Source organism: Candidatus Methylomirabilota bacterium, assembly GCA_035936835.1.
GTDB lineage: Bacteria > Methylomirabilota > Methylomirabilia > Rokubacteriales > CSP1-6 > AR37.
The window spans coordinates 1-6,652 of record DASYVT010000061.1 but is presented as its reverse complement, the minus strand read 5'-3'; the positions used below and the strand labels follow the sequence as shown (position 1 = coordinate 6,652).

The window sequence follows — 6,652 nt, the reverse complement described above, 5'->3', positions numbered from 1 at the left end:
GACGCGGCGGCACTCGCCTCGAGGTGGCGCGCCAGGCGCTCGGTGACCTGGCGGAAGGCCAGATCCTCGACGAGCCCGGCAAAACTTCGCACCCGTCTCGCCATCGCCTCGAGCATGGACAGCGCGACGGCCAGATGGTGTCGGCAGAGGTCGAGCACGGCCTCCCTGGGAACGAACACGAGCCGCGTCGGCGCGATGGCGACGGCCGAGGCGATATAGCCCTGGCCGTCGAAGAGCGGGGCCTCGCCCAGCGTGGCGCCGGCGCCCTCGGCATGCAGCACCTGCTCGCGGCCGCGCGGCGAGATCTGCCGCATCTCCACGGCGCCCTCGGCGCCGACGAGAAGGCCGTGGCACGGATCGCCCGCCTCGAACGCGTGCTCCCCTCGCTTGAGAGCGCGCTGGCGGCAGCGCCGCGCGAGGCGCGCGAGCTCGGCCGCGCTCAGGCTCCGGAAGTACTTGACTCGCTTCAACGCGTCGATGGCGATCAGGGACACGGCGGCCGATGATAGACTGCGGCGCGTTCGAGGACAACAGCCGAAGGAGACAGGGCCATGATCGACAGGCTTCCCGGGCTGGTCAACGGCGACGCGGCGCTCGTGCGCCGCGGCCGGTTCCTCACGTGCGACTTCCTCGTCGAGGTGGGCGACGTGGCATACCACGTGTCCGTGGAACAGGGCCGCATCGCATCGGTGACGCTGGGGCCCGCGTCGATGCGCCCCTGGCGGTTCGCCATCCGCGCCGTTGAAGAGGCGTGGCGGGAGTTCTGGCAGCCCGTGCCGCGTCCGGGCTACCACGACCTCTTCGCCCTGACACGCTTCGGCCACGCGCGCATCGAGGGCGATCTCCTTCCCCTCATGGCCAACCTGCGCTACATCAAGGAAGTTCTCGAGACGCCCCGGCGCCTCGCGAGGAGCGCCTGAGATGGCCGCGCGAATCGAGCCGATAGTCGGCCGCTACGTCCACCTGACGCTCGGAGGGCGTTCCTGCCGCGTGTACTTCGAGGAAGCGGGGCACGGCATCCCCCTGCTCTGTCTCCACACCGCCGGCTCGGACGGCAGACAGTTCCGTCACCTGATGAACGATGCGGCGGTGACGGATCACTTCCGCGTCATCGCCTTCGACCTGCCGTGGCACGGCAAGTCCACGCCGCCCGTCGGCTGGGAAGACGAAGAGTACAGGCTGACGACGGCGGCCTACGTAGAGGCCGTCATGACCTTCAGCCGCGCGCTGGAGCTCGACCGGCCCGTGGTCATGGGCTGCTCGATGGGCGGCCGCATCGTCCTCCAGCTCGCCCTGGAGCACGCGGCCGAGCTGGGCGCGGTCATCGGCCTCGAGGCCGCCGACCACCAGACGCCCTGGTACGACACGGAGTGGCTCCACCGCCCCGATGTCCACGGCGGCGAGGTCTGCGCCGCGCTGGTCTCGGGGCTCGTCGGCGCGCCGGCTCCAGACGAGCACCGCTGGGAGACGCTCTGGGGCTACATGCAGAGCGGCCCGGGCGTCTTCAAGGGCGACCTCTACTTCTACCGCGTGGATTCCGACTTCCGCGATCGGGTCGCCGGAATCGACACCCGCGCCTGCCCCGTCCATCTCCTCACGGGCAGCTACGATTTCTCCTGCACGCCCGAGGACACCCTCCGCACGGCCGCCACGATCAAAGGCGCGGAGGCGGCCATCATGAACGAGCTCGGCCACTTCCCGATGAGCGAGAATCCGGCGCGCTTCCGCGAATACATCCTGCCCGTCCTCGAGAAGGTCCGCGCCGCCCGGGCTTGATCGGGGTGATACGCTGTGCCCCGCCGGCGACTTCGCCGTGGCATGCCCGACCTCGACGACTCAGGAGGAGATGACCAGCATGGACGCGCGCGACCTTCTCATCGAAGAGCACGGCGCAGTGCACTCCGCCGCCGTCGGCGGCAACAAGGCGTCGCTGGCCGAGCGGACCTTCGGCGGCCTGACCGACGACCAGATGCGGGTGCGCCCGCGCGAGGATCTGAACTCCCTTGCCTGGCTCATGTGGCACATCGCCCGCGCCGAAGACATCATGACCAACATCATCGTGAACGGCCGCGACCAGGTCTTCGACGATGGCTGGCTTCCGCGTCTCAAGATTACGCGTCGCGACTTCGGCATGGGCATGACCAAGCCCGAGGTTTCCGAGCTGAGCGAGAAGATTGACCTCGCCGCCCTGCGCGATTACCGCGACGCGGTCGGACGGCGCACTCAGGAAATCGTGCGCGCCTACGGAGATAAGGACTGGGAGGGCAACCTCGAGGCGGCCTCGCTCGAGCGAGCGGGCGCGCTCGGCTGCTTCGGCGACCGCACCGAGACGTTCGTCAAGGGCTTCACCGGCCGCCCCCGCCGCGCCGTGCTGACCAGCATCGCCGTGATGCACTCCGCCATGCACATGGGCGAAGGCGCCACCGTGCGCGCGGCTGGAGGCTTCGGGACGGGCATCTGACCTAGGCGGCCGTGACGTGCCCCGGGGTCAGGTCTTGCATTCATACATTTCCGCACCTATCCCACGTCGCCCGGCCTCGGCGGCCGACGCCCGATGTCGTAATTCAAGACCTGACCCCGAGTCAAGGGCGGAAGCGCTGAATCACGTCAGGGGGGAAGGCGCCACAGGCGCGCTCGCGGTCGAGCGCGGCCGCCGTGTCCGATACCGACTTCTGCCAGGCCGGTGAAATGGTGCCGGAGTCCACCTCGGCCTGGTACTCGTCCTGGTCCAGCCAGGATGCCTCGCCGTCGGCGCGGATCAGCAGGTCGAGCTTCAGGTCGAGGAACGAGAGCATGCCGTCCATTTCTTCGAGCGGCCGGCAGATGTCGACGTGGTGGGCCACGAGCCTTCCGCCCCGATCGTAGACTGATTCGACCGCGTACCATCGCCCGGGAAAGAGGAACAGCGCCCACGTGAAGCCAGGCTCGGCCAGCACGACGCCGCCCTTGGTCTTCCGGCTCGCCCGCTGCCCGATCGCCACGACCGCCTGCGGAAGCGCCGCCGCATCGTAGCTGAGCACGCGCGGATCGAGATCCTTCGCGTGGCGCAGGTCGGCGAACTTGCGGTTCAGCACGGGATGACCATACCGCAACGCGAGAGTCGCCGCATCGAAGGAGAAGTGCTAAACTTCTGCCCCTATGACGTCGCCCGAATGGTCTCGCTACGCTCGCGCCCTGCCCTCGATCGCGACCGCGGTCGGGCGCACGCCTCTCGTCCGGCTGAACCGCATCACCTTTGACGTCAAGCCCGCGATCTACGTCAAGGTCGAGTGGTACGGCGCGACGGGCAGCCTCAAGGACCGGATCTATCTCCACATGTTCGAGCGCGCCGAGGCGCGAGGAGATCTCCGATCCGGCATGAGCGTGCTCGAGTGCTCGACGGGCAACGCGGGGATCGCCTGCTCCTGGGTCGCCGCCGTCAAGGGCTACGCCTGCACCATCGTGATGCCCGAGGGCATGAGCGAAGAGCGCAAGAAGATCATGCGCGCCTACGGCGCCGAACTGATCTTCACCAAGGGCGGGGAGAGCGACGTGGACCTCTCGCTCCAGCGCCTCCAGGAGATCCGCGCCGCAGACCCCGCGCGCTACTGGGTGCCGGGCCAGTTCGACAACGCGGACAACGTCGAGGCGCACATCCTCACGACAGGGCCGGAGATCCGCGAGCAGATGGACGGCCGGATCGGCGCCTTCGTGGATTCGCAGGGCTCCGGCGGCCTCCTCACGGGCGTCGGCCGATTCCTCCGCCGGCACGACCCCGCGGTGCGTCTCTACGCCGTCGAGCCGGCCGAGTGCGCGCTGCTCTCGACGCGCGCGTGGGGGCACCACGGCATCGAAGGCATCGGCGACGGCTTCGTGCCGAAGAACCTCGACGTCTCGCTCCTGACCGGCGTCATCACCACCACGACCGACGAGAGCGTCGCCATCGCCCGCCGCCTCGCCAGGGAAGAAGGCATCTTCTGCGGCATCTCGAGCGGCTGCAACGTGGCCGCAGCGCTTAAGCTCGCGCGCAAGCACTCAGAGCTTCCGTCCATCGTCACGATCATCAACGACACCGGACAGCGCTACTTCACGACGCCGCTCTGCGGCGAGGACAAGCACGTGGACATCCCCGAGCGGGAGCACCCGCTCGACCCGTACACGGTGGAGCAGCTCGACCGGTACCAGAAGACCTGGGAGATCATCGGGTGACGATCTCCCGGTGCGAGTACGACTTCCAGGCCGCGCGGCTTCGCCTCGAAGCGAAGCCCAAGTCCGCCGGGGAGAAGCTGACCACACTCGACGAGGCCGCCGCGCGAGTGAAGGACGGCGACTCCTTGGCCTTTGGCGGCTGCCTCTTCTCCCGCACGCCGCTCGCGCTGATCCGCGCGCTCCTTCGCCGGCGCCCCACGGGGCTCACCATCTCGCGCAACCTCATGTGCTACGAAGGCGAGTGGTGCATGGTCGCGGGCGCCGTGGACAAGGTCGTGACGTCGTGGATGGGCATCGGGCTCCCGTGGGGGCTCTCTAAGATCGTCCGCGAGTACGTCGAGTCGGGGCGCGTGCCGATGGAAGAGTGGAGCCACCTTGCGCTGGGGCTCCGCTTCCGCGCGGCGGCAATGGGCGTGCCCTTCCTCCCCTCGCTCACGATGCTCGGCTCTGGGCTCGTGGATGTAGGGGGCTCCAAGACCATCGACTGTCCGTACACAGGGCAGAAGCTCCTCGCGGTCCCGGCCCTGTTTCCGGATGTCGCGCTGCTCCACGTCCACCGGGCCGACCGCTTCGGCAACTGCCAGATCGACGGCTATCCGCACATGGACGCCGACATCGCCAAGGCCGCAGCGACGGTGCTCGTTACGGCCGAGGAGATCGTCCCCGAGGAGGAGATCCGTCTTCATCCGGACCGGACCGTGATCCCAGGCTTCATCGTGGACGCCCTGGTCCACGTGCCGTACGGGTCATACCCTCACGAGTGCTACGGCCTCTACGACGCCGAGCCCGACCACTTCAGCGTCTACGTGGACAGCATCAACCAGCGCGGCGCCGCGGGAGTCCAGGACTACCTCGAGCGCTACGTCTATGGCCCCGCGACCCACGCCGACTATCTCGCGCTGTTCGGCGAGGCGGCGCTCGCAGACGCGCGGCGGCGCGGCAGGGAGCTGGTGACGTGAGTGGGGCCGCAAACGGCGTCACGGTCAATGAGCTGCTCGCGGTGATGGGCGCCCGCGAGCTCAAAGACAACACCACGGTCTTCGCCGGCGTGGGCGCTCCCATGATGGCCTCGGGGCTCGCCCAGCGCATGCATGCCCCGGGCCTGACCATGGTCATCGAGGGCGGCATCGTCGGGCCGAAGTGGAAGCCGGGCTCGCTGCCGATCTCGACCAACGAGATGCGCGCCGCCTACCGCGCCCAGATGCTGCCGGGCATCACCGATGCCTTCCTGCTGGCCCAGCGCGGCTTCCTCGACGTGGGCTTCATCGGGGGCGCCCAGATCGACCGCTATGGCAACCTGAACACCAGCGCGATCGGCGGCAGCTACGACCGCCCGAAGGTGCGCCTCCCCGGCAGCGGCGGCGCGAATGACATCATCTCGCTCTGCCGCGCGGTCATCATCCTGACCGCCCACGAGAAGCGCCGCTTCTCGGAGACCGTGGACTTCATCACGAGCCCGGGCTGGCTCATCGGCGGCGACAGCCGTCGGGCGAGCGGGCTCCTCTTCGGCGGCGTCTCCCGCGTAGTGACCACGCTCGGCCTCTTCGGCTTCGAGCCGGAGAGCCGCCGGATGAGGCTCGAGGCCCTGCACCCCGGCGTGAGCGTGGACGACGTAAAGGCCGCCACCGGCTTCGAGGTGCTGGTCTCCGATCAGCTCACCGCGACCAAGCCGCCAACTGATGAAGAGCTGGGGATACTGCGCATGCTCGACCCCGCGCGGCAATTCATAGGCTGAGGAGATTTTCGTGACCCAATTCGGGCTTGCCATCAGGAACTTCGTCGGCCCCGGAGAAGTGCCGGACGTGAAGGCGCTCTACGCCTACGCCGAGCGCGCCGAGGCGCTCGGCTTCGAGTCGCTCTGGGCGTGGGACCACGTCCTCCTCGGCGTCGAGCCCTCCTTCCCCATCATCGATTCCATCACGACGCTCGGCGCCATCGCCGCGCGCACCAGCACCATCAAGCTCGGAACGGGCGTGCTGGTCCTGCCGCTCCGCAACCCCGTGGTCGCCGCGAAGGCCCTCGGCAGCCTCGACGTCATCTCAGGGGGCAGGCTGATCCTGGGCGTGGCCGCGGGCTGGTACGCGCGCGAGTTCGACGCCGTCGGCGTGCCCTTCAAACAGCGCGGCAGGATCTTCGAGCGCAACCTCGACATCCTCCTGCGTCTCTGGACCGAAGAGCGCGTCACCCTCAAGGCCGACGAGTTCAACCTGCGCGAGGCGGTCCTGGTGCCCCGCACCACCCAGCGCCCGCGGCCGCCCGTCCTCATCGGCGGCTACGTGGACGCCGTGCTCAAGCGCGCGGGCACGGTGGGCGACGGCTGGCTGACCTATTTCTACACGCCCGAGAGCTTCACCAAATCCTGGCAGAAGGTCCAGGCCTTCGCGAGGGAAGCCGGGCGCGATCCATCGAAGCTCACGGCGACCAACCAGCTCGCGATCTATGTCGGCAGGAACCGCGCCGAGAC

9 protein-coding genes are annotated in these 6,652 nt (G+C 68.7%); 7 read left to right on the top strand and 2 right to left on the bottom strand.

The features are described from left to right. Window positions 1-494 (bottom strand): Crp/Fnr family transcriptional regulator (locus tag VGV06_05045; protein HEV2054527.1); only part of this gene is annotated, 494 nt, incomplete at its 3' end. 57 nt (window positions 495-551) lie between these two features. Here VGV06_05045 and VGV06_05040 point away from each other — a divergent pair. The 3 genes from VGV06_05040 to VGV06_05030 all read left to right on the top strand — a co-directional run bounded on the left by VGV06_05040 (window position 552) and on the right by VGV06_05030 (window position 2,461). Then, the gene (locus VGV06_05040; protein ID HEV2054526.1) at window positions 552-920 is read left to right on the top strand and encodes a hypothetical protein; all 369 of its coding nucleotides are present in this window, start codon (window positions 552-554) and stop codon (window positions 918-920) included. A 1-nt stretch (window position 921) separates the two neighbouring features. Next, complete coding sequence (locus VGV06_05035) at window positions 922-1,776, top strand: alpha/beta hydrolase (GenBank protein HEV2054525.1); 855 nt, start codon at window positions 922-924, stop codon at window positions 1,774-1,776. Between the two features lie 79 nt (window positions 1,777-1,855). Next, a complete protein-coding gene (locus VGV06_05030) occupies window positions 1,856-2,461 on the top strand; it encodes a DinB family protein (GenBank protein ID HEV2054524.1) in 606 nt (201 codons plus the stop codon). A gap of 121 nt (window positions 2,462-2,582) precedes the next feature. Here the strand turns inward: VGV06_05030 and VGV06_05025 are convergent, their stop codons facing one another. Then, on the bottom strand, window positions 2,583-3,074 hold the full coding sequence (locus VGV06_05025; protein ID HEV2054523.1) for a DUF402 domain-containing protein: 492 nt from the start codon (window positions 3,072-3,074) through the stop codon (window positions 2,583-2,585). A 64-nt stretch (window positions 3,075-3,138) separates the two neighbouring features. Between VGV06_05025 and VGV06_05020 the strand changes: the two genes are divergently transcribed. From VGV06_05020 to VGV06_05005, 4 genes are all read left to right on the top strand, one after another. Next, window positions 3,139-4,188 carry a PLP-dependent cysteine synthase family protein gene (locus VGV06_05020; protein ID HEV2054522.1) on the top strand — a complete coding sequence of 350 codons (1,050 nt, stop codon included), beginning with the start codon at window positions 3,139-3,141 and terminating at the stop codon, window positions 4,186-4,188. Continuing rightward, a complete protein-coding gene (locus VGV06_05015) occupies window positions 4,185-5,147 on the top strand; it encodes a CoA-transferase (protein ID HEV2054521.1) in 963 nt (320 codons plus the stop codon). Before VGV06_05020 ends, VGV06_05015 begins: the two co-directional genes overlap by 4 nt. 44 nt (window positions 5,148-5,191) lie before the next feature. Further along, window positions 5,192-5,923, top strand: coding sequence for a CoA-transferase (locus VGV06_05010; GenBank protein ID HEV2054520.1), 732 nt, complete (start codon window positions 5,192-5,194; stop codon window positions 5,921-5,923). Between the two features lie 10 nt (window positions 5,924-5,933). Further along, window positions 5,934-6,652, top strand: a 719-nt coding sequence (locus tag VGV06_05005) for a TIGR03619 family F420-dependent LLM class oxidoreductase (protein HEV2054519.1), incomplete at its 3' end; no start/stop codon positions are given.